21 protein-coding genes and 2 pseudogenes are annotated in these 21,860 nt (G+C 68.0%); 13 read left to right on the top strand and 10 right to left on the bottom strand.

Annotated elements, in window-relative coordinates; translation table 11 throughout:
* Nucleotides 1-14 precede the first annotated feature (14 nt).
* The 6 genes from KVT44_RS13920 to KVT44_RS13895 all read right to left on the bottom strand — a co-directional run bounded on the left by KVT44_RS13920 (nt 15) and on the right by KVT44_RS13895 (nt 6,459).
* Nucleotides 15-1,289: a phosphodiester glycosidase family protein gene (locus KVT44_RS13920; RefSeq protein WP_217567304.1), complete on the bottom strand. Its 1,275-nt coding sequence runs from the start codon at nt 1,287-1,289 to the stop codon at nt 15-17.
* A 75-nt stretch (nt 1,290-1,364) separates the two neighbouring features.
* On the bottom strand, nt 1,365-1,739 hold the full coding sequence (locus KVT44_RS13915) for a DUF779 domain-containing protein (protein ID WP_054228938.1): 375 nt from the start codon (nt 1,737-1,739) through the stop codon (nt 1,365-1,367).
* Between the two features lie 170 nt (nt 1,740-1,909).
* Entirely contained in the window at nt 1,910-3,475 is a 1,566-nt protein-coding gene (locus KVT44_RS13910; RefSeq protein ID WP_217567303.1) for a serine/threonine-protein kinase, read from the bottom strand.
* Between the two features lie 230 nt (nt 3,476-3,705).
* Nucleotides 3,706-5,124, bottom strand: a complete 1,419-nt coding sequence (locus KVT44_RS13905; protein WP_217567302.1) for a DHA2 family efflux MFS transporter permease subunit — start codon at nt 5,122-5,124, stop codon at nt 3,706-3,708.
* Between the two features lie 20 nt (nt 5,125-5,144).
* A complete protein-coding gene (locus tag KVT44_RS13900) occupies nt 5,145-5,954 on the bottom strand; it encodes an alpha/beta fold hydrolase (RefSeq protein ID WP_217567301.1) in 810 nt (269 codons plus the stop codon).
* A gap of 46 nt (nt 5,955-6,000) precedes the next feature.
* On the bottom strand, nt 6,001-6,459 hold the full coding sequence (locus KVT44_RS13895; RefSeq protein ID WP_217567300.1) for a cupin domain-containing protein: 459 nt from the start codon (nt 6,457-6,459) through the stop codon (nt 6,001-6,003).
* A gap of 124 nt (nt 6,460-6,583) precedes the next feature.
* Between KVT44_RS13895 and KVT44_RS13890 the strand changes: the two genes are divergently transcribed.
* A complete protein-coding gene (locus tag KVT44_RS13890; RefSeq protein WP_099924089.1) occupies nt 6,584-7,189 on the top strand; it encodes a TetR/AcrR family transcriptional regulator in 606 nt (201 codons plus the stop codon).
* Between the two features lie 142 nt (nt 7,190-7,331).
* On the opposite strand, the pseudogene KVT44_RS13885 reads toward KVT44_RS13890, so the two are convergent.
* Nucleotides 7,332-7,511, bottom strand: a pseudogene (locus KVT44_RS13885) (SDR family oxidoreductase); the annotation flags it as partial.
* Between the two features lie 558 nt (nt 7,512-8,069).
* Here KVT44_RS13885 and KVT44_RS13880 point away from each other — a divergent pair.
* Genes KVT44_RS13880 through KVT44_RS13865 form a run of 4 tightly spaced genes read left to right on the top strand, consistent with a single transcriptional unit; the run spans nt 8,070 to nt 9,743 of the window.
* Nucleotides 8,070-8,456 carry a hypothetical protein gene (locus KVT44_RS13880; protein ID WP_217567299.1) on the top strand — a complete coding sequence of 129 codons (387 nt, stop codon included), beginning with the start codon at nt 8,070-8,072 and terminating at the stop codon, nt 8,454-8,456.
* Nucleotides 8,456-9,028 carry a DUF6529 family protein gene (locus tag KVT44_RS13875; protein WP_099924092.1) on the top strand — a complete coding sequence of 191 codons (573 nt, stop codon included), beginning with the start codon at nt 8,456-8,458 and terminating at the stop codon, nt 9,026-9,028. The genes KVT44_RS13880 and KVT44_RS13875 overlap by 1 nt, the downstream gene beginning before the upstream one ends.
* The gene (locus KVT44_RS13870; protein WP_217567298.1) at nt 9,028-9,174 is read left to right on the top strand and encodes a Tn3 family transposase; all 147 of its coding nucleotides are present in this window, start codon (nt 9,028-9,030) and stop codon (nt 9,172-9,174) included. Before KVT44_RS13875 ends, KVT44_RS13870 begins: the two co-directional genes overlap by 1 nt.
* 11 nt (nt 9,175-9,185) lie before the next feature.
* Complete coding sequence (locus KVT44_RS13865) at nt 9,186-9,743, top strand: GNAT family N-acetyltransferase (RefSeq protein WP_217567297.1); 558 nt, start codon at nt 9,186-9,188, stop codon at nt 9,741-9,743.
* A 97-nt stretch (nt 9,744-9,840) separates the two neighbouring features.
* On the opposite strand, the gene KVT44_RS13860 is transcribed toward KVT44_RS13865, so the two are convergent.
* Both KVT44_RS13860 and KVT44_RS13855 read right to left on the bottom strand, forming a co-directional pair.
* A complete protein-coding gene (locus tag KVT44_RS13860; protein ID WP_254649363.1) occupies nt 9,841-11,133 on the bottom strand; it encodes a cytochrome P450 in 1,293 nt (430 codons plus the stop codon).
* Nucleotides 11,134-12,773: 1,640 nt separating this feature from the next.
* Nucleotides 12,774-12,899: pseudogene (locus KVT44_RS13855) on the bottom strand (ATP-binding protein); the annotation flags it as partial.
* A 702-nt stretch (nt 12,900-13,601) separates the two neighbouring features.
* On the opposite strand from KVT44_RS13855, the gene KVT44_RS13850 reads away from it, so the two are divergent.
* The 6 genes from KVT44_RS13850 to KVT44_RS13825 all read left to right on the top strand — a co-directional run bounded on the left by KVT44_RS13850 (nt 13,602) and on the right by KVT44_RS13825 (nt 19,005).
* Entirely contained in the window at nt 13,602-14,231 is a 630-nt protein-coding gene (locus KVT44_RS13850; protein WP_217567296.1) for a hypothetical protein, read from the top strand.
* Nucleotides 14,224-15,171: a hypothetical protein gene (locus KVT44_RS13845; protein ID WP_217567295.1), complete on the top strand. Its 948-nt coding sequence runs from the start codon at nt 14,224-14,226 to the stop codon at nt 15,169-15,171. The genes KVT44_RS13850 and KVT44_RS13845 overlap by 8 nt, the downstream gene beginning before the upstream one ends.
* On the top strand, nt 15,168-16,916 hold the full coding sequence (locus KVT44_RS13840; RefSeq protein ID WP_217567294.1) for an AAA family ATPase: 1,749 nt from the start codon (nt 15,168-15,170) through the stop codon (nt 16,914-16,916). Before KVT44_RS13845 ends, KVT44_RS13840 begins: the two co-directional genes overlap by 4 nt.
* Nucleotides 16,917-17,011: 95 nt before the next feature.
* Nucleotides 17,012-17,272 carry a multiubiquitin domain-containing protein gene (locus tag KVT44_RS13835; protein WP_217567293.1) on the top strand — a complete coding sequence of 87 codons (261 nt, stop codon included), beginning with the start codon at nt 17,012-17,014 and terminating at the stop codon, nt 17,270-17,272.
* A 4-nt stretch (nt 17,273-17,276) separates the two neighbouring features.
* A complete protein-coding gene (locus tag KVT44_RS13830; protein WP_217567292.1) occupies nt 17,277-17,684 on the top strand; it encodes an E2/UBC family protein in 408 nt (135 codons plus the stop codon).
* 4 nt (nt 17,685-17,688) lie between these two features.
* Nucleotides 17,689-19,005, top strand: a complete 1,317-nt coding sequence (locus KVT44_RS13825; protein WP_217567291.1) for a ThiF family adenylyltransferase — start codon at nt 17,689-17,691, stop codon at nt 19,003-19,005.
* Between the two features lie 113 nt (nt 19,006-19,118).
* Here KVT44_RS13825 and KVT44_RS13820 read toward each other — a convergent pair whose 3' ends face one another.
* Nucleotides 19,119-19,835 carry a hypothetical protein gene (locus tag KVT44_RS13820; protein ID WP_217567290.1) on the bottom strand — a complete coding sequence of 239 codons (717 nt, stop codon included), beginning with the start codon at nt 19,833-19,835 and terminating at the stop codon, nt 19,119-19,121.
* A gap of 739 nt (nt 19,836-20,574) precedes the next feature.
* On the opposite strand from KVT44_RS13820, the gene KVT44_RS13815 reads away from it, so the two are divergent.
* Entirely contained in the window at nt 20,575-21,447 is an 873-nt protein-coding gene (locus KVT44_RS13815; RefSeq protein WP_217567289.1) for a radical SAM protein, read from the top strand.
* Nucleotides 21,444-21,854 carry a DUF6375 family protein gene (locus KVT44_RS13810; protein ID WP_217567288.1) on the top strand — a complete coding sequence of 137 codons (411 nt, stop codon included), beginning with the start codon at nt 21,444-21,446 and terminating at the stop codon, nt 21,852-21,854. The genes KVT44_RS13815 and KVT44_RS13810 overlap by 4 nt, the downstream gene beginning before the upstream one ends.
* Nucleotides 21,855-21,860: the final 6 nt, after the last annotated feature.

Here is a 21,860-nt window from a genome sequence, read left to right as displayed (position 1 = left end):
GTGTCAGCCCTGTGTCAGCTGTGTGAGAACACCCCGATGCCGTTGGGGACCGGGCGCTCGGCGCCGCCGGAGGGGTGGTTGAGGACGCTCACCGCGCCCGCTCCCGGCATCCGCGCGACCATGGTCGTGGACCCGCCGCCGTCCAGACTGAACGCGTCGACGGAGCCCAACGACCGCATGGTGTGCGCCACTTCGGCGATGGTCAGTCCGCCGCGGTAGGCGGCCGCGCCGTCGAGGGCGAGCAGAAGCAGGCGCCGCCCCTTGTTCGCGATACCCACGGCGGTCCGTACGGCCGAGGTGGTGTTGTTCAGACCGGGCAGCGGCTGCCCGTGAGCGAGGACCGGATAGCCGCCGATGGCGAAGCGGTACCGGATCCGGGTGCCGGCCGCGACGAGCCAGTGCTGAATGCGGACCGCCTGCCCCTTCGCCAGCTCGCGCAACTGCTGCGCGCCCGCCTCGCGCCCCACCAGCACGGTGGTGCCGGACGCGATGGGACCGCCGCCTGGTGTGGTGGCCGTCGACACGACCCGGCCGCGGCGGACCGTCACCTCGTAGGTGTCCCCGCTGCAGGGCGCGGCGCGGTCGATGTCGGTGCCGCAGACGGCCCGCTTGCGGGAGACACCGCCCCAGGCCGAGGTGAACGCGCCGATCGAACCCTGCGGCAGCGCGTACTGGTTGAGCCCACCGAGCGCCCACCGCCCGTGGGAGCTGCGCACGGAACCGTCGAGGGCCAGACTGTCCAGCCGGGCCCGGCCGTCCAGGCCCACGCCGAGCACGTTCTTCGTGGTCGTGCCGGGCGGGAGGGTGGGGCCGAAGCGCTGACCGTCCGGGACCGCCGCCTTCAGGGTGCGGCCGTTCGCGATCGCCGGACCCACGGTCGCGCCCGTGGCCTCGACCCCCGGATGCTGGGCCTCGGAGATGTCGAAGAAGTCACCGTTGACGCCGGCGACGGCGCCCTGCGCCTCGGCCAGCCGGGAGACGGCAGCCCGGGAGGCCACGGCCGCGGAGTGGAGGAGATCGACGCGCACATGACGGTTGCTCAGATCGACGCTCAGTACGTGTGCGCGCGCCACGCCTTGGGCCGCCGGGAGGTCGAACTCCTTGTACGTGATGCCCGGGGCGACGGCCTTGCCGACGCGGGCCTTCGCGTCCGCGACCGTGCTGTTCCAGGTGCGGGCGCCTTCCACGCCGCTGGCCGGTGCCGCCCCCACCAGGGCCGCGCCGGCCAGCGCGCTCCATGCCGTGAGAACCGTCAGTGCTGTTCTGAGTCGTCCGTCGCGAGGTGTCACGATGCCCCCTGAGGTCTCGTCAACTGTCTTCGGACTCAGGGGGATTGCAGCAGACCGTGACGACCTCCGCAGGGCCTAGGCGTCTACGACGCGGGAACGGATGAGAAAACGCACTCCTTCGGGTGCTTCCAGGGAGAACCCGCTGCCGCGGCCCGCCACGACGTCGACGATGAGTCGCGTGTGGCTCCAAAGCTCGTACTGGCTCTTCGACATCCAGAACGTCACCGGCTCGTCGAGCCCCTCGACGTCCAGCTCGGCGAGCAGTACGTCGGAGCCGCCGGTGCGGAACTCGCCCTCCGGATAGCACATGGGCGCACTGCCGTCGCAGCAGCCGCCGGACTGGTGGAACATCAACGGTCCGTGGACCGCCCGCAGCCGCCGCAGCAACTCGGCGGCCGAGGGCGTCAGCTCCACGCGCGGGGCGGCGTCCGTCGTCTCCTGCTGGTCCATGGCGTGTCCCTGCCTTGATGCGCGGAAACGGATGCGACCGCTTCGCGCGAGGGTCGGTCGGTCCGGCCCAGTCAACTCCTGGCTTGGTTGCAGACAGGTTGCACGACGGCAGGGGGGGAGGACCAGGTGGCATGGCGAGGGAGGAACCACGTGCGCTCGGTGGCCGCCCGTCAAGGTTGGTGTGTGACGCTCACCTCTACGGTCAGCGTGCCTCTGTTGTCCTCGGAGCAGGACCCGGCGGCGTCGTTGATCCCCAGTTGCAGGGGGCCGTTTTGAGCTGCCCGGAAAGTCAGTTTCCGCCCGACGGTGTGGACGGGGGCGTCCTGACTGTCGGAGAGGCGTGCCAGCAGGGTGCCGAACGGCGCCGCCGGCTTGATCTTGCAGCTCTTCGCCCCGTCCAGTGACTGGTCCGTGAGCGCGTCGTAGCCGGTCGGCCCGGTCACGGGTATGTTCCGGTAGTCGACCGTCCATTCTCCGGAAACGAACCGTACGGTGACCCGGTCTCCCTGCTGGACGGTCAGTCTGGTCACCGACTGCCAGCCGGTCGTCGACCGGACGACCTGACTGATGGTCGCCGTCGTGGGGCCCTTCTTGAGCGGCAGCACCCCGGTGAGGAAGAGACCGCCGCCGACTCCCGTCACCAGCACCGCCGTACCGGCCAGTGCCCACCACAGCCGCTTCGGGCCCCTCGGGCGGGACGACTGCCGGGGCGCGGGCTTGAGCGACGTGGTGTGCAGGGCCGTCGGTACGGGCTCCCCGGCCGGGACGAGTCGCTCCTGGCCGCTGGTCACGGTGTCCGCGTAGGCCAACGCGGCCGAAGGCTGGAACACGCGCACGGTCGGTGACGGCAGTGGCCCGGCGTCCGCCTCTCCCGCCGCGACGCGCCGCAGCGCGGAACGCGCGGTGGCCGCCGAAGGGCGCTCGTCGGGGGACTTGCGCAGCAGTGCCTCGACGACCGGGCGCAGCGGGCCGAGCCACTCCGACAGTACGGGTTCCTCGTACGCCACCGCGTGCAGCGTCGCGGGCCGTGCGGGCCTGCGGAACGGGGACTGTCCGCCGCAGACCGTGGCGAGGGTCGCGCCCAGGGACCACAGGTCGGAGGCCGGGCCGACCGGCGATCCCATCACCCGCTCGGGTGCCATGTACTCGAGGGAGCCGATCAGTTCACCGGTGGTCGTCAGGAACTCGCCGTCGTCCAGGGCCGCGATACCGAAGTCGGTGAGGACGGCGTTGCCGTCGCGGCGCAGCAGGACGTTGGCGGGCTTGACATCACGGTGCAGGGTGCCGGCCGCGTGCACGGCCTCCAGCGCGTCGAGCAGTTGCACACCCAGGGCGGCGGTGTGCTGCGGCGTGAGCGGCCCGTTCTCGGCGATCCGGTGGGCCAGCGAGGGCCCCTCGACGAGTTCCATGACGATCCACAGACGGTCCTCGGACTCGACCAGGTCGTGGACACCCACCACATGGGGATGCGACACCCGGGCGACCGCGCGCGCCTCACGGACCGCGCGGCGCACTCGTACGCGCTGCTCCTCGTCGCCCTGGGTGAGGATGTGCAGTTCCTTGGCCGCGACCGGGCGGTCCAGCAGCTGGTCGTGGGCGCGCCAGACCGTGCCCATCCCGCCTCTGCCGAGAACGTCGTGCAGCAGATACCGACCGGCGATCAGCCGCCCTGAGTCTCGTTCCGAACGCGTCGCCGCCTGGTGATCGCCATCTCCGGGTATCACGCGCTCTCTCACGTTTCCTTCCCGGTGGACTGGGCGCCCGCCGGCCGTCGTTCGATCGGTCGTCGTTCGTTCGCTCGCTCGTTGTTCGGGGCTGAGCATAGCGGAGCGCATCGTGGCGATATGCCGTCAACTCGCGTGCGGCGAAGGGTTTTTGACGGCTCATGCTTTTCGGGTGCCCGGCTGCCTCTCCGTCGAGGCCGCGGCGGGAAGGTCGCTGACCGTGATGATCTGTGCAGCGGGTGTCAACGGGCGTCCAGCAGATTGCGCGGTACTCGGACGCGTTCGGAAGGATCGTCTCCTGCGGCCGTGCGGGCTGCCCAGGGGCCGGTGGTCAGGATGCCCAGGGCGAGGATGGCCAGACCGCAGCCGGCGATGATCCACCAGGCGGCCGGGCGTGCCCCGGCGGCGATCACGGCGCCGGTCACCGCGATGCCGAGTGCGGCCCCGACCTGACGGCTGGTCGCGGCGATCGCGGCGGCGACCCCGGCCTGGGCACGCGGCAGGCCCGAGACCGCGGTGTGGGTGATGGGCGCGTTGACGAAGCCGAAGCCCAGTCCGAACAGTGCGTACGCCGCGTAGAGCAGGATGTCCGAGCGGTCGGCGGATCGGGTGGCGACGATGGCCAGCAGGCCGCCGGCGGTGATGCCGGCCCCGGCGAGCAGCAGCGGGACGCGCGGGCCGCGGCTGCCCACGATCCGCCCGGCCAGTGGCGGGCACACCAGTGACAGCACCGCCATCGGCAGCAGGTGCACCCCGGTGCTCAGGGCGCTGAGTCCCCACACCTGCTGTAGGTAGAGGGTGTTGGCGAACAGGAAGCCGCCGAGCGCGGTGAAGGCGCACACCGCCATCACCGTCGCCCCGCTGAAGGGCGCGCTGCGGAAGAGGCACGGGTCGACCAGCGGTTCGTCGCGTCTCTTCTCGTAGGGGATGAAGGCGGCCAGCGCGCCGGCCGCGGTGATCAGGCAGATCACGATGGTGGGGGAGGTCCAGCCCCGGCCCGGTGCCTCGATGATGGCGTACGTCAGTGTGCCGAGCGCGGTGATCACCAGCAGTTGGCCCACCGGGTCCACCCTGCGGGGCCGTGGCGCGCGTGACTCGGGGACGAAAAGGGTGGTGAGCAGGAGCGCGGCCAGCCCGATCGGCACGTTCAGCCAGAACACCGACCGCCATCCGGCCGTCTGGACCAGTACGCCGCCGAGGATCGGCCCGGCCGCCATGCTGACGCCCACCACCCCGCCCCACACGCCGATGGCCCTTGCCCGCTCCCGCGGTTGTGGGAAGGCGTTGGCGAGGATGGCCATGGCGACCGGGGTGAGCATGCAGCCGCCCACCGCCTGTGCCATGCGGAACACGATCAGCCAGTCCAGCGACGGTGCCAGGCTGCACAGCGCCGATCCGCCGGTGAACAACACGAGCCCCAGGAGGAAGACACGCCGTCTCCCGACGCGGTCGGCCGTGGAGCCGGCCAGGATGAGCAGCGAGGCCAGCACGATGGTGTAGGCGTCGAGGGTCCACTGCAGGCCCGACACGGAGCTGTGCAGGTCTTCCTGTATCGAGGGCAGGGCGACGTTGAGGATGGTGGTGTCGAGGCTGACCAGGAGCACGCTCAGGCAGCAGACGGCCAAGACCAACGAGGGTCTGCTGCGGTCGGGTTGAGACACGTCGGCTCCTCTTTCCGGGGTCAGTGCCGCGGCCGGTCGGTGGCGTGGGCCTCGGCGAAGTCCCAGAGCACCGGGAGGAACTGCTCGGGCGTCTCGGTCTGGGGCATGTGGCCGGTGCCTTCCAGCAGCCGGAACTCCGCGTCGGGGATGGCCTGCGCGTATGCGCGTCCGTAGTCGGCGTCCACGACCTGGTCGCTTGCGCCCCATGCGACCAGGGTCGGATGGCTGATCTTGGCGAGGCGGTCGGTCAGGGTGGGGTCGGCCATGGCGTGCGGGCCCGAATAGAGCTGCAGGGTCGCACGGTTGGCGGCCATGACCGCGCGCTGCGCCTCGGTCAGCCTGCTGGGATCGAAGCGGAACTTCGAGGGGTCGTGGAAGGAAAGGCGGGACAGCTCGACGGGCGTCAGGGAGAAGGTGTCGGCTATCGGGTGGCCGGGGACGGGGATGCCGACGGCGTTGACGAGGGTGACGCTGCTGATCCGAGGGCTGCCCAGGGTCGCGAGTTCGGCGGCGATCCAGCCGCCGATCGAGTTGCCGACAACGGCGACGTCCCGCAGGTCGAGCACGTCGAGCAGTTGGGCATAGACCTGGGCCAGGGTCGTGACGTCGGTCAGCCACTCGGGGCGGGCAGTCCCGTCGAAACCGGGGTGCACGGGGGTGAACACCCTGGCCGGACGCTGCTCGGCCAGCAGGCCGGCGAACGGGGTGACGGTCTGCGGGCCGCCGCCTCCGTGCAGCAGCAGGAAGGGGTGCCCCTCCTGCCCGAAGAGGTCGACGGTGACGTCGAGGGTGCCCTGGTCGAGCGTGAGCGTGTGGGTGCTGCGGGACATGCGGTGCTCCTCAAGTGGGCTGTGTCGAGAGGGAAGGGGGTTGCCGTCACGCGAAGTCGGTCGCGGGGACGGTGGCGTAGCGGCTCATCACCGCGACGGTCGACTCCGGGGTCAGCTCCCGGCCGCTCGCGATCATGTTCCGCAGGTCGCGGAAGTACTGCACGTACAGGTCGGGCGTGAAGGTGTTGAGCATCACCGCGGGCGTGTCGCCGAGGTTGGCGAAGGTGTGCGGGGCGCCGGGCGGGATCATGGCCAGCGTGCCGGCCGGGGCGACGTGGGTCGTCTCCCCGATGGTGAAGTGCACGGTGCCGGAGACGACGTAGAAGCCCTCGTCGTGCTGGGCGTGACGGTGCTGGGGCGGCCCCTGGGTGTGCGGGGCGATGGTGATCTCTCCGATGCCGAGGCGGTGCCCGGTGGTGCTGCCGTCCTCGAGGATGCGCATCTGCGTGGGGCCCAGCTGGATGGTCTCGCCGTCGTCCGGGCCGACCACGGAAACCGTGCTCATTGCTTCTCCTTCGTGAGAGTTGACTCTCATGAGATTAGAGGAGTCGGGTGGCATAATGCAAGTCAACTCTCACGACGAGGGATGGCTGCTAAAATGCGGGTGAGCCAACAGGAGGAGTCCCACGATGACGGCGCAGGCGGGCACCGGCCGCACCAACCAGAAGCAGCGCACGCGAACGGCGATCGTGGCGGCCGCCCGGGATCTCACCGGCACGGGCGCCGAGGTGACCATGCCCGCGATCGCCCGCGCGGCCCTCGTCTCCGAGGCCACCGCCTATCGGTACTTCCCCGACCTTCCGTCGCTGATCAGCGAGGCCCTGGCCGGCGTCTGGCCGCCCCCCGCCGAGGCGCTCGCGCCGGTCGCGGACTCCGCCGACCCCGTCGAACGCGTCGCCTTCGCCTGCGAGTTCCTCCTCCGCGGCATCCTCGCCCGGCAGGGCTCGGTACGCGCGATGATCGCCGCCACCATCACCCGGCCCGAGACGGTGACCACGCGACCGGGCATTCGCTTCGGACTCATCGACCATGCGCTCCTCCCTCTGGAGGACACGCTCGGCGCGAGGGACCCGGACGGCTTCACCCAACTCAAGCGGGACCTCGCGGTGGTCGTGAGCGCCGAGGCGCTCTTCACCCTCACCGATCTGTGCGGGCTCGACCCGGACGAGGCCATCGCCAGCGCCGTACGGACCGCGGCCACCCTGACCGAGGCCGCGGTGCGCGCGATGGCGTAGGGGTGGGGGGCGGTCAGAATCGCGTAGGGGTGGGGCGCGGTCAGAATCGCGTAGGGGTGGGGCGCCGTCATAAGGGTGCACGGCGGCGCTGCCCTTCGCCCGGGGGCCGGGTGGTGCCGCAGGAGTCCCACCGAGTGACCGGCTACACGCTGAGGCCGCCGTCCACCGGCAGGACGACACCGGTGATGTAGGAGGCGCGGTCGCTGAGCAGCCAGGCTGCGGCCCGCGCCGGTTCGTCGGGTTCGGCGGCGCGGCGCAGCGGGGTCCTGGCGTTGAGTTCCTCGACGACCTCGGGGTGGTGCCGCTGCCAGTCGGTGATCAACGACCTGACCCACTACCTCGCCGGCGAGCGGGTCTGCCGAGCTCGAGCGTCAAGCGTGGGAAGCGGAATGGGACGTATCGAGCCCGTCGGCCGATCGGCGGAGCACCGCGGCATCCCGATCCCGGCCGACTTCCGTGCCGCCCACGGACAACTACCGGCCCGAGGTCCTCGACGGCTTCATCGCCGGAACCGGCCTGGCCCTCGACGACTCGACGTCACCCTGACGAGCCAAAGCCAGGTAAACGCGGACCTCACCAATAGAGCAGCGACTGCCCAGGCGGACCAGTTGGAATGGACAGGCCCCGAGCACCCGGGGCCAACTGGGAGAAGAGGTCCGCTGGGGTCGTTTCCCGCGGCTGCCTGGATGCGCCCGTCCGACACCATGGAGCGCTCATGAAGGGAATGGCCGCGGCGACAGTGCCGGCGGTTTCCGCCACGCCGCTTGCTGCCGCACGCGGCTGTCCCAGCCGGACGATCTCGTCCGCCTGCGCCAGGCCCACATCGGGAGCGCTGTCAGCGGGCATCCCCGTATACATCGGCTCGGCCGCACCCGGCAGCGTGCCCACCGCCACTGGCACGGCCACGGTGCACTTCAGCAAGCTCGGCCCCCTCCTGGGTGAGGCCAAGGGGCGGACGTTCCACCTCCCCGAGGCCGCCGAGTCGACTACACCGACCGACGGCGGAGCATGCGCGTTCGCCTGGCCGCCGCCGCTCACCTCCGGTACGCCGAAGGCGGCCCCGTTTGCCAGGAGCAACCTGATCAGCACCTCGAAACGCTCCAACGGCATCACTCAAGTGACCTGCACCGGGCACCCGCTGCACTGCTTCGCGGGTGACACGACGGCCGGTGACACGAACAGCGCGGAAACCAGCGCGTCCGGCGCCACAGTGGTACGTCGTCAACGCATCCGGCAGCAAGGTCGAACCCGATCGATTGGGGACTGATGACCGGGCACACAGGCGCGCGGAGGCGGCGTCCCGCACGAACGGTGGCGGGCTTCTTGGCGGCATTGCTGCCGGTCGCGGTCGCGGTGGGGGTATATGCGTTCGGCCGCACGCACACACCCGACTACACCAGCGGCCTGTTCGGGCAGCACGGCGTCGGCGTCTACGACCTCAAGGCGCGCCTGGGCAGCGCTCTGATGGCACTCGCGGTCGTCCAACTGCTGCTCGGGCTGTGGATGTACCGGCGCCTACCGGGAGCGGGGGCCGCCCCGCACCGGGTGCACCCCACACACCGGCTCATCGGCCTCCTTGCCTTTCTGCTCTCGCTGCCCATCTCCTACCACTGCATCACCGCCTACGGAGTTGAGTTCTCGAGCAGCCGAGCGGCGGTGCACTCCATCACGGGCTGCGTCCTGTACGGCGCGTTCGTCGCCAAGGTGCTGGTGGTACACAGCCGCCGACTGCCCGGTTGGGCGCTTCCGGCCGCCGGCGGCGCCCTGGTCGCCGCCATCGCACTGATGTGGTACACAGCCGCCTTGTGGTTCTTCACCGGCTCCGCCCCAGGCTTCTGATGAACCGGCAGCTCACGGTGCAGGAGTTCCGTCACAAGCTCGTCCGGGACGTCTGCCACGGCAAGCGCGGGCAGATCATGCAGGCGTACCGCGAGATGCAGGAGGACCAGCGCGTGCCTCTCGGCCTCGCGCGCACTGCGGCGTGATCAAATACGGCATGGCATCGTCCTGGACTGGTGAACGGGTACGCCTACGCGCTATCGAGCCCGACGACTGGACAGTGTTCGCGCGCTTCGCCGACGATGACGGGCGGCGAGGGAGTCGGCTGGATCTACCGCGGTCCGCCGAGAGCTACCGTGCCTGGGCGCGGGAGCAAGCCGTTGCCACGTGCGATGACGACCGCTTCCAGTTGGCAGTCGAAACGACGGCCAGGGGAGAGCTGGTTGGCACGGTCGGCTCACATCGCACCGGCGCTCGTTCAGGCTGGTTCGAGTTCGATGTCACGATCGGCGCTGACCACCGGCGCAAGGGCTACGCGGCAGAAGCCGTAGTGCTGCTGATGCGCTTCATGTTTGCCGAGCGGCGCTATCACAAATGCCTAGGAGCGATCTTCGCCCACAACGAGGCATCGCTGGCACTTACCCGTCGGCTCGGCTTCACCGAGGAGGGGCGCTTGCGGGAACACGTCTTCTTCGCCGGCCGGCACCACGAACTCGTCATGATGGGCATGCTCGCCGACGAGTTCGACCAGCGACACGCGATGAGCGAACCATGAGCTGGGCGTCCAAGCGTGCGCGGAACGGCACTCGAACTTGATCAACGTTCGCTGTTCGCGGGGTGGAGGCGGCCTGTCACTGCAAGCAGGACTGCCCTCAGCTGCGCAAGGTGGCACGCAGGCGCAAGCCGACCGTTGCGAGACCTTCCAAGGTGGTGACCTGGTAGCTGGGCTCCGGTCCGGGCGGCTCGCTCAAGTGGTAGCGGCGGGCGGTCTGCGCAGTCAGGAGCGTCAGCATCGCCATGGCCAGAGCGGCTCCCTCGCAGCCATGCGGCCCGGTACCGAAGGAGAGGAAGACCCCGGGTTTCGCCGGCGAGCCCGAATCATCGAGCCAGCGCTCGGGCTGGAACTGGTCCGGATCGGAGTGTTCCCGTGCGTCGCGGTGAGCGGTGTAGGGGCAGACGAGAACGGTGGACCCGGCGTCGATGGTGTAGCCGGCGAGCTGAGTCTGTCGCGTGGCGCGCCGGGTCAGTAGCCAGCTCGGGGGGTGCAGTCTCAGCACCTCGCGCACCAGCGCCTGGGTGTATTGCAGGCGGTCGAGGTGGGTGCTGGTCGTCGCGGCCGGGTCCGCGGGCAGCAAGGCGGCTTCGGCCGCGACGCGTCCCGCTGCCTGGGGGTATCGGGCCAGGTGGAGCAGGATCCATCCGGCTGCCCGAGAAGGTGTCTCGAAGGTGGCGACGGTGATTCCGGGGAGAGTGTCGAGGACGGCCTCTTCCGGCAGCAGGCCGTAGCGGGCGGAGGGCCGGAGCATCTGTCCCAGCATGTCGTCACCGAGCCGGCCCGATGCACGGCGCCGGCGGACGATGGGCCGCAAAGCGTTGGTGAAGGCGACTTGCTGCCGCGTGCGGAACCGCCGTGCCGGTGTGGGGACCCAGCGCGGCCATACCCAGCGCGAGGGGCGTACGAGCACCTCCCGGGCCAGGAAGAGCTGTGAGGCAAAGGGCAGCAGGGTGGGAGCGTCTTCGGAGAAGAGGTAGCGCACGCCTATCTCTGCCAGGGCGTGCCGGACCGGGGGCAGAATCTCGACGTCCTGGCCCGTGGGCCACTGGTCGGCAAATCGAGCGGCACTGGGCGCGATCTCACCGATCCGGGCTGCAACCGCCTGCGGGCGCAGTCCGCGCATGCGGGCGGCGTGAGCGCGCGCACGATCCTCCGGCGTCGGTGCTCCGCTCGACCGCTTCAACGGCGGGAAGAGAGGTGAGGATGCCTTGGGGAAGTCCTGCGCGCCGCGCAGGACCGCTTCACACGGCCCGGCCGTAGCGGCTACGTAGACACCCGGCTCCAGCTGCCAGACGTCCCCGCACTCGTCAGCGCCACGGCGCGCCATTGCCAGCCGGTCGCGGCTCCAGGCCGCGAAGCTGCCTTCGGGCAGCCGCGGCGGTTCATTCATTCGGCCCATGAGATCGTGCCTGACTCTCGTACCTGTCCAGGTCGATATCGTCGGCAGCGTGGCTGGCAGTCGGCGGGCACGCGGGGGCGCCCGCCGACAGTGCGGTCAGACCGAGTCGTCGCCGACGTACGCATCCCATTCGTGGGCCCCGTACGCACCGTAGTGGCGGGTGAAGGACAGTCTGCCGAGCAGCTTGGCGATCATGATGCACTCCTCTCGCCTGTCTGAGCCCTCCCGGTTGAGGGCTCAGCAAAGAAGTTCCCGCCAGCACTACATGGCACTCGTACCATATTGTCACACATGCCATATATGTCATATTCGGATCATCGGCCGCACGCATATCTTGACCGGCACGGGGCCCACACAGTGAGATCCATGCTCGGCAGACTGTGACGTGAGGCGCGGCGGCAGCGCGGTGAGCAACATCAACCGGACGTCTCAGGACGTCTCGGGAGGCGCCACACTCAGCCTGCCGGATGACGCACGGAACGGCTCTTGACCAGGCAGACGCTCAGGCGCATGTCTGAACTCCCTATGCAGCGGGACCACCCTGGGCAGTGAGCAAGCGCCTGCCGGGTCCGTCAGCTCACGGCAGACGAGAAAGAGCCCCAATGGACTGGAACTTCCACCGGGATCACGTCAACGTACAACGACCCGGAAAACACCAGGTCAGCAAAGGGGCGCGGGCTTCCTGGCCGACCCCGGCGGGCAGGCCGGCCGCCACGTCACTCCACAGCCCGCGCCACTCGATCCTGCGACCGAGCCCCACCCCGAGGAGGCCCACCCGTCGACTCCTGAACGGAGCCGTGCCTCGACACGCCGCCCGAGCCATCGGTGCTCCCCAGCGCGCCGTTGCACGCAATCGCGTGGGCGGAGGCAAGTGACAGGGATACGCCTGGATGGCGATGAGTTATGACGTCCGCTTCTGGGATATATGCGAGCGCCCCGACCGGCGCAAGCCTCTCCAGATCCGGTGGACGGTCAACGGGCGCGAGAAGTCTGAGTCTTTCATCGCATTCGCGCTTGCTGATAGTCGGCGCTCGAAGCTGATGACTGCTGCGCGGAACTCTCTGCCGGTCAGCGCTCTCGTGGAAGCCGACGTTCTGAGACGGGCCCTCGATGCCATGTCTCGCAAACTGGACGGCAAGGCGGCTGCAGTCCATGAACGAGTGGCAGCGCGTCAGCCAGGGTGGAGCACCCGAGGGCTGAACCGGGGTTTTGGTCCGTGACTGATCCGGAAGCTCTGGTCAGGAGGGGTACAGCTGGGGGAGGAACGGGGAGTTGGCGTGCGAGCCGGGCTCGGTCGAGAGCGGGCTGAGCGAAAGGCGCCTGACGGGTGAAAACCCAGGTCAGGCGCCTTTCTTCGGGCGTCTAGAAGAAGCCCAGCTTCTTCGGTGAGTACGACACCAGGAGGTTCTTCGTCTGCTGGTGGTACAGCAGTTGCACGTCTCGGACCTGCATATATGTAGAGTCGGTGGGGGAGCCGGCAGGCCCCGGCCCGCGTATGGCCCGGATCTTGGTGGCGTGACTGTCAACGGCTTCTTGATCGCCCCCGCTGGCTGCCTTGAGGCATCCCCGCTGATTGCAGGCATGATCGCCCACTCGCGGCAGTTAATCTCTCCGCCTTCGGTTGGCGTGGATCAGCTGAAGGGCTTCACTCCCTGTCCGGATGTGGCCTCGGTGAGCCGGTAGCTGTCACCCTGGGTGACGTCGATGTGAGCGTGGTGCATGAGCCGGTCGACCGTCGCGGTCGCGAGGGTCTCGGGGTTGTCCGCGCAGTTGGGCGTCGGTCGGTTGGGCAACCGGTTGGCGGGCCATCCGTCCCGATCCAGGGCGTCATGGCCGATGCGTGGGAGCCGACGGACTGTCGCCGCGTCCGGGACCAGCCGCCGTGGCAGCACCGGATCGGGGCACATGTCGACCTGCTTCAGCACTGCGCTGGCGCCTGCACGATCTACTTGCCGACCGCCAGTAGCGAGGTCGCTCCGATCAGCACCGCAGATGCCGTCATCGCGAGGACGACGATCAGCGCGTGCTGTGCTCCGCGTGGATTGCGAGGGCCCGACGTCTGGGCCAGGCACTCCAGCTGGCCTGATGCCTTCCCGGGCCCGATGCCGGGCTACTCGCGGAGCAGGTCCAAGGGCAGGCTGAAATCGGGGATGGCGCGTCGGCTGGCACGGTCTTCAAGACAGTTCACGGGGCGCGGAAACCGCCATGATCTTGGAATCCTGGGCCTGTCCTGGTTCCGCCCCACCGCCCAGCGAACAGTCACGAACCAGACGCCGGCTGGCTGCGACGAGACCCTTCGCTCCATCTCGCGTCTACCAGCTGCGGCCTGGCTTCGTGACTACTGGCTCGCAGGGGAACACACTGGGGCAGAGTGGTGCCGCGCGTAGGCGCGATGCGCGTCCAAAAAATCTTTAGAGAGAGGGGGTTGCGGTCGCCGCCTTCCGACCGACGTAGGAGTGATGGACGAGCCTGGGACGGACACCGAAGCCGAAAGACTGCTGCTGCAATGGCGGCAGGGGCGGCTCGACGCGCTTGAGCTCTATGCGGCGGTCCGCGGCGCCATGTACCAGGCCGCCCGGCGTGGCATTCACTCGATCACCTCTTCTGTTCCGGATCCCCAGGACGTCGAGGACGCTGTCTACGAAGCGTTCGAGCAGTTGCGTGACAAAGATCCCGCTGATGTGTCGTCGGTCACCGGGCTGGCGAAGGTGATCGCTCTCCGACGGGGGCAGGACATCGGCAGGGGAGTCGTACGCGAGCGCGAAGGGATCAAGAGGTTCCTTGCCGACCGGGTGGCCACGGCGGCGATGGAGTTCCATGACGACGATGTGCGAGCCGCAGAGGAAGACGAACGAGTAGTCGCCCTGGCCGAGGGATGTTTCGGGTTTCTGACCGATGAGCAACGCGATCTCGTCGTAGGGACGATCATGGGAGAGGAGCTCTTGTCCGACTGGGCGTTCCGCAATGGCAAAACGCACCAAGCAGCGAGTCGGCAGCGAAAGCGCGCCATTGAAGCGATCAGACGCTGCGTGGAATCGAAGCGCAGCGAAGCAGAGGAATCACGGGACGGGAGGTGGCACAGTGACTGACAACGAGGAACTGGATAACCTGAACGACGCGCTTATCGAGGAGTACCTGCTGTTCCTGCGCGGCCTCGGCCCTCAGCCGGACCTGTCGGATCTGCCAGCGAGCCGTCGAGAGGCAATCACGGGGCAGTTCGAGATTGTGGCGGCGTTGGCCGATCGAGACCCGGAACTCCCACCTCTGGAGCTGGACCCCGTCGCTCGGCGATTGGGCCTGGTGGCGGATGCGTCGTCTGCATCGATGCCCACGGCAGCCCAGTCGGCTCTGTCGGCCCAGGGCGGAGGAGTGGACGAACTGCTGAAGGCCTCGCTTGAGGACGTGGCCTTTCGGTTTCGAGGCCGTATCTCGATGGAGTTCAACCCCGCATGGTCGCCGGAGGTACCCGAGGGTATGCGGGCGTTTGCGCAGTGTGCTGTGCTGGCGGAAGCGGTAGCAGTCCTCGTGGGTGACACCGACACGTGGTCGAGCGCGCCGGAGGGACTCGGGCGGTTCTTTGACCGGTACGCCGATATCTCGGCCATCTGCGTCACTTCCGGTGACGCAGAGCGGGCTCTCGTTCTCTCGCCTGCCGACGTGACACGTTCCGTCAGCCCAGTGCTGGGCTGGCTCGAACCTCACAGCTCGAATTTGCCAGAGCCTCTGGGACTCGCCTTGGGACGGTTCTTCGAGCAGCGCATGCCGCGCTGGGACAGAGTCGCCGATTTTGACGTGCTTCCGGATACGGCAGCTCTCGACGCCGTGGCGAGGGAGGTGAGTGGGGCACAGATCGCGCAGGCTCTTCGTGCGAAGCCTCGACTCGAGTACAAGAAGGAGGGCCAGCTTGCACTCGGCGACGTCGATGCGGCGGAACTCGCCGCCCTCGTAGTGAGTGTGCAAACGGGCGGCCTGATGCCGGATGACTTCGTAGAGCAGCTGGCGGAAATGGCGGGGGCTGCCGCATCGTGATTCGACGCATTCGCCTGAGCCATTGGCGGGCTTACGAGACGCTGAACCTGGAGCTCAGCCGCCCGGTCACGTTCTTCGTCGCTCCCAATGGCGTCGGCAAGACGTCGCTGATCGAGGCCGTCCGATGGGGCCTGCTCGGTGCGCCCCCGGCTCGCCGGCTTGGCCAGGCGGTCCGAGTCGGCCACGAATCGGCGACAGTGCGCCTGGACTTGGTGCTGGCGGGTACCGAGGTACAGCTGACCAGGTCGATCAAGCGCAGTGGCACCGCTCGTTTCGATGCGAAGGCCAACGGCCTGGCGATCGACGAAGAGGCCTACACACAACTCCTGTGTCGTGTCTGGGCGGCCGATCCGGGACTTCTCGACGCTCTGATCTTCGGCGTCGGGGCGAAAGGGGAGGCCACCGGCTTTCCGATTAAGGATCACCTCGCAGACATCTTCGGCATCACACCGATGCTGCGGGCCGCCAAAGCGATCAACACGCGGAGGTCCGAGCTTGCGGCGAAGATCAAGACTCTGCGCGATGACTTGGGGGGGACCGACGAGGCCATCGCGTTGGTGACCGAGACGGTCTCACGGTTGGAGGAGGAACTGTCCGGGATCGCGGATCAGCGACAGGCCGCGCACGCTGCGGCGCAGCGGCTTGAACCGGCAGCAACCCTCGCGCAGGCCTGGAACGACTACCGGGAGAGCATCCATGCCTTCGACGAGAAGGTGAGGCGACTCGTCGCAGGCGTGGCTGGTTCCATCGATCTCGGCGATCAGGATCCGAGGGCTGCGATCGCCAGAAGCGAGCGTGCCGCCTCGAGCGAGCTTGAGTCCAGCCGGGCGGCCGCGTCGGCGGCGGAGGTCCGAGCAGCGCGTGCAGCATCGGCTGCCGAGACCCTTGCCTCTGCCACGGACCAGTGCCCGACCTGCCTTCGCCCGTTGACGCCCGCCGAACGTGAGGCTGCGGCTTCCGCGCACGGTGGTATGGACCACGCTGCTCACGCCGAGATCGAACAGCGGGCGCGCGACACCGCGCGGGCCCGCGAGCGGCTGACCGCCATCACCGGATTCCGCGATGCGCTCAATGCGCTGCACACCCCAATAGAACCAGTCGGCGACGATCCTGGCGAAGAAGCAGTGAGCGAGCTGGCCGAAGCACGCCTGCGCCTCTCAGATCTTGCTGAACGTCACGGTGATACGGCGGCTCGACTCGGAGCGGCCAGGAGCGAGCTGGCGAGACTGCGACAAGCCGCACGCGACCAGTCGACCCTCATCGCGGCCGCTCGCGAAGACATGGTCATGGAGGTCACCGAGAAGACCATCCATCAGCTGGCCGACCGCTACCTGACGGACTACATCGAACCGATCGCGCACGAGGTCGGCCGCCGCTGGAAACTCGTGTTCGGCACCGACGGACTGCATTTCGACGCCCATGGAAACCTCACCATTCCCCATGGGGACGCCACACTGACGGTGGGCGACCTGAGTGGCGGAGAACGGTCCACAGCTCTGCTCGTGACACGACTGCTGCTGGCGAGTTCGGTTGCACGTGCCTCGACCGTGTGTTTCGACGAACCACTCGAGCACCTTGATCCGCGCCGCCGCGCTGCGGTGGCCCAGACCCTGGTGTCCGCCGTCGAAGCGGGCACCGTAGGGCAAATCCTCATCACGACCTACGAAGAACGGCTGGCACGCCGTTTGGCCAGCGCCGCACCGGACGTTGTGGAGTTGACATACGCCACCACGGATTCGGCTTGAAAGATTCTTGCGTGAAGGGGGTTGCGGACGGGCTGCCGCCAACGACTAAGAGGTGAAAGCCCGCATCCGGCGGGTCGATCCTTGGAGGCCCCGCAATGGCATCCGCAGAAAGTCAGACCGAGACGGACCGCACCAAGCACCCGACATTCGTCTTCGAGGTCGACGGCGTGGAATACACCCACGACAGGCCGACGATCACCGGTGCACAGATCATGGCGAAGGCTGGCATCAACCCGGCCGACGGCCTGGTTCAGATCCTGCCGGATGGAACCCGCATCACGATCACGCCCGACGAGACAGTCCGCCTCGTGCCCGGTGCCCAGTTCAAGCGGCGTCCCCGCTTCAAGCGAGGCTGATCGCGTGTCCGTGCCCGACCGGCTCGCCGAACGCCTGGCGCAGGAGGAAGAGCTGCTGCGCCAGGCGTTCCCGAACGCCACCATCGATCCTGAAGCCCTCGTCGTCACACTGCGAGACCACCCGCTGCCCGCAGGTTGGTCCCACACTGACACCGACGTCCTGTTCGCCGTCCCCGTGAACTATCCCGCAGGTCAGCCGGACAACATCTGTGCCCGCCCGGACCTGACCCTTGTCGGCGGCACAACGCCCGGCAACAGCCAGGGCGTACAGCAGCACGCAGGTCGCTCCTGGCTGCAGTTCTCGTATCACATCGACCCGAACGACTGGCACCCCCACGTGGACCCCGCGCTGGGCAGCAACCTCGTTGACTACCTGACCGGCGCTCTCACCCGCTTCGAGGAGGCGAGCTGAACCGATGAGCACTCTCAAGTTCACCCGGTCCGAGCACTGGGAGCGCGTAGAGCAGCATCTGGCCGAAGCGCGTGGCGAGCGATTCGCCTTCGCCTTCACCAAGCTGCTGCACAACGGCGAGAGCGGCCCCGTCCTTGAGGTCGTCGACATCGCGCTCATCGGCGACGAGGACGTCGAGCCGAACCACGACGGCTGGCGCTTGGTCGACACGGCGCTCGATCGCATCCACAACCGGGCGGTCACCACAGGACGCGGCCTCGTCGAATTCCACAACCACCGGCTGGAGCCCCCACGATTCTCGGCCATCGACGAGCGCGCGCTCGCCGAGATGTCGCCGTATGCGGTCGACCTGCTGGACGGGAGGCCCTATGCGGCCGCAGTGTGGGCGCGAGGAATGGTCCGCGCAGAATGGTGGCGCCCCGGCACCGACGGCGAGCTCGAACGCAAGACGTTCGACACGGTCACCGTGCTCGGCGACAACATCAAGGTGCTCAACGCACCGGCCACCACCGATCCCCGGTTCGCCCGCCAGACCCCGCTCCTCGGACCCCGGGCCCAAGCGGCCGTCGCCGCCTTGCGCGTGGCGGTCGTCGGAGCCGGAGGCACCGGATCACACATCGCGCTCGGGCTCGCCTACCTCGGCTTCCGCAATGTCATCATCCTTGATGACGACCTCGTCGAGACAACCAACCTGAACCGGCTCGTCACTGCGGACCAAGCCGATATCGGCAGCCCGAAGACGATCGTCACGCGCCGCCGCATGCGCTCGATCGACCCGAGGGCCGAGGTCCAGATTTTCCCCGGGCTCACACCCACAGGGGAACATCCGGAACTGCACGATGTCGACCTGCTCATCTCCTGTGTCGATCACGACGGCCCGCGACACCGCCTCAATCAGATCGCCATCGACACACGTACCCCGCTTCTCGACATCGCCACCGGCGTCGATGATCACCAGCAGCCTGTCGCGCTCGGCGGCCGTGTTTTCTTCATGCTGCCCGGCGCCGCGTGCCTGACCTGTCTGAACGAACTCGACTCGGCGGAGGTCTCGCGCTGGGCCAAACCGGACCATCAGCAAGCCGTCGATCGCCTGCACGGGTATGGAACCGGCGTCGCGAACCCCTCGGTCGTCTACCTGAACGGGCTGACAGTCAACGCGGCGCTCGCCGAGCTGGGTGCATGGATCTCCGGTGCCCGCGAGCCGGCACGATGGCTCGACATTGATCTGTCCGGGACCTTGAAGTCTCCGGGCACGTTGGTCGGGCCTCGCCGGATTCCAGAACGTGTTCCCGGCTGCGTCGACTGCGGGAACGACAAGTGAGGGGATCTTGCGATGCAGGCGCGCAGAGCTTCGTCCCGATGGGCCGCAGTCTGGTGCCCCTGGCCTGTTTGGTGCATGGAACTCCTCGGAGTGGGCGCGTCGGTCTCGTCGCTCTACTCGTCGGACAACCTGGGACGCGGCGCTTTCTGCGCGGAGCAGCCGGGATAGTGGAGTTGCACGCCGTACAAAGCGCGATGTGCAGCGGGCCTGCCGCAACCCGGACACTTCGCAGGCTGAGTGAAGCTCGTCGGGCCCGGGACTGTCTCAGGGGCCGTGCTGCCGCTCGCTTCGCGGCCTTCGACGGTCTTGGTGGGAATGTCGATGGTGATGGTCAGGCCGAGAGACGAGACACCGCGAGGAGGCAGGGGCATGTTGGAACCGTCTCCCGTCTCGCCGTACCGGCCGGCCCGCTTGTCCTCGCGGCTTGGGACGAACAGGGAGTCCATTTTCCCCGTCGCGGCGTCGACGAGAACACGGCCGACACTGAAAGCCGCCATCGTGCCGTAATCGTCGGGGCCTCGGTCCACCAACCGTGGCGTTTCCCATTGAAGGTGCATCTTGCCGCAGCCCACACCGGCGTTGCCGCGTGCAGCGCCGTAGATCAGCCTGTCGGGGCAGGGACGTCCGCCTGATCCGTCGGCGGTGCAGTGCCACTCCACGAGAATACGGGCGCCGTTGAGGGCCGCCAGCTCGGCCGCGTCGTCGATCTGCTTCCACGTGTACCGGGGGGTGATGACGTAGTGCGCCCGGTCGATCAAGTGGAACGTACTGTCGTCGGTGATCCAGTTCGCGGTCAATCCGCCTTCCGGAACGGCGTCGTACGTTGGCACCGGATTGTTGTAGTACTACGCCTCACATCCCAGGCTGAGGCCACCGCTGCCCTCGATCGTGACGTCGGGTCGGGCGCTCCGGTTGTGCGTGGCCCTTTCCACCGTGTATGTGAGTCGCGCTCGATCGCAGGTACGGGCGATGAACTCCTTCATCGCCTTGTGCTTGTCGGTCTCTTCGGGGGTGGCCTCGTGGGCGGTGGGCAGGTGTGCGGCGACGTAGCGGAGAACGCCCGCGCCGTTGCGAGGTGTGAATCTCGGGCCAGATCTCGTCTGCGCCGTGGTCCGTATCGTCCAGGGCGAGATCTTCGCGGTTGAGGTTCAAGTACTCACGAATACGTGTGTGGTAGACGCCATCTGCCATGGCCTACTCCTCAACTGGACTGTGCCGTGTTTCGGCGGAAAAACCTCGCACGAGCGTCCGCACAGCGGCCTGGCCCGTGGGGAGCTTCAAGGTTCTTCGGCAGGGAATCCGCAATCGATGATGAGCTGTGAAGTTGCGTCGGCCACGGACTCAACCAGCTCGCGCGGCTCGACCGGCCCACCAGCACCATGATCCGTCGTTACGAACGTGACTGCCCAGGCGATCTGACCCTGACGCGGGCGGCCAGAGCTGATGGGTCCGGTGAGGAACTCGGTGACTGGGGATGGTGCGTCCTGCAATACTTTGAGCCGAAACGCTGATGGGCGATGTGAGAGTGATGCGGGGCTGCCGGTGAAACGTCGTGTCGGTCCTGACGGGATGCACCTCTTCGACCGCCGCACAGGGTTGAACGTACTCATTGATGAGGTCGACGTTCCTGCGGCGCAGTGGGCCCGCGCGCCACGCCAGGTGTCGATCGCTCTGACCAACGCCTGCGATCTCGCATGTCCGTTCTGCTACGCGCCCAAGGCCGCTGCTGTGCTGGATGCTGCCCAATTGTGCGAATGGCTCGACGAACTGGACGCGCAGGGCTGTCTCGGCATCGGTTTCGGAGGCGGAGAACCCACCCTTTACCGTCGCCTCCCGCAGGTGTGCCGTCACGCCGCTGAGCACACGGGTCTTGCGGTGACCATGACGACGCACGCCCACCGCTTCACACCCCAGTTGACCGACGAACTGGCCGGAGCGATCAACTTCGTCCGCGTCAGCGTCGACGGAGTCGGCGCCACCTACGAGGAACTACGCGGTCGCCCCTTCGCCGAGCTCGTGCAGCGGCTTACCTGGATCGGGCAGACGTTTCGGTTCGGGCTCAACTGCGTTGTCAACACCCGTACGCTGCCGGATCTTGACGCCGTGGCCGACCTGGCAGCGTCGACCGGGGCAGCAGAACTCCTGCTGCTGCCCGAGCGTCCGGCACGAGGTCGCCCGGGAAGCAGCCAGAACACCGTCGCCGCCCTGCATCAATGGATCACCAACTACCGCGGCCCCGTGGCCCTCACCCTCGGCGAGGGCGACACCGGCTCATTACCGATCGCCCAGCCGCTTCCGCGCGAAACGGGACTGCGCACCTACGCGCACATCGATGCCGCCGGAACGCTCCGGCGAACCTCTTATCATTCCGCCGGCGAACCGGTCGACGACCGCGGCATCCTCGCCGCACTCGACCGCCTGCAGCAGAAGGATGTCGAATGAAGGTCTGGTACGGATACGGCACCGAGCACTCCATGAACCTCGTCATGATCGGCCGGTTCGAGGACGCCACCACCGCCGAGCGAGCCCACGTCCTCATCAAAGAGCTCACGACGGCCCTGCAGGCGGAGGAGGAAGCCGGTCGCCTGACCGTTGGCGAGCCGAACGACCGCTATGGCGACGAGGTCCTGAAACTGCTCAGTGACCTCAACATCCACAGCATCGGGCCGCGTGAACTCGAACAGTTCCTGTACGACCTGGATGTGCGCCGCGACGGTGATTCCATCGTGGTGACCACCGATGAGACCGATGTCCAAGCACTGCTGAAGGTCCTCCTCGACAAGGGGGCCCGCATCGAGGTGTATTCCGCACACGACCACCCCGGTACCGGCTCCGGCCGGGGCAAGTGAGGGCGA

Source organism: Streptomyces sp. GbtcB7, from assembly GCF_019091445.1.
Taxonomy (GTDB): Bacteria; Actinomycetota; Actinomycetes; order Streptomycetales; family Streptomycetaceae; genus Streptomyces; species Streptomyces mirabilis.
This window is presented reverse-complemented; position numbering and strand designations above follow the sequence as displayed.